Source organism: Stenotrophomonas sp. 01N47 (assembly GCF_056399165.1).
In genome coordinates this window covers 1-379 of sequence record NZ_JBFTQU010000098.1, presented here as the reverse complement: position 1 = coordinate 379, position 379 = coordinate 1, and the positions used below count along the sequence as shown (strand labels likewise).

The following is a 379-nucleotide window of genomic DNA, read 5'->3' as shown; positions in this document are numbered from 1 at the left end:
GCTCTGGTAGGCGACGACGATGACGCTGAAGGCGGGAGAAACGGTCGGCATGCCCAAATGCTTGGTTGAACGCGGCGCGACACTCGCTAACACAGGGGCCCGGGCAAAGGTACGGCGAAGGTGATCAAGCAGCTCAAGCGTCTGGTCTGGCGCGCCCTGCCGGGGGCGGCGCACGCCGTCTCGGTTCGCCTGCCCACCGTCCGCGCCTGGCTCGACTACGGCTGGAACCGCCGCCGTCCGGCTCCGGCGCCGGCCGATGCGCCGGTCATCGTCGCGGGCTTCCACGGCGCGGTCCTGGGCCTTGGCGAGGCGGCCCGCGGTCTGGCGAAGGCCCTGCGGGCGCAGGGGCGGCAGGTCGTCGACTGGGACGTTTCCGAGC

General features: G+C 72.0%; 1 protein-coding gene. It reads left to right on the top strand.

The genetic code is table 11. From position 1 onward, the window contains the following. Nucleotides 1-120 precede the first annotated feature (120 nt). Nucleotides 121-379 (top strand): hypothetical protein (locus AC1DKR_RS21390; protein ID WP_478035217.1); only part of this gene is annotated, 259 nt, incomplete at its 3' end.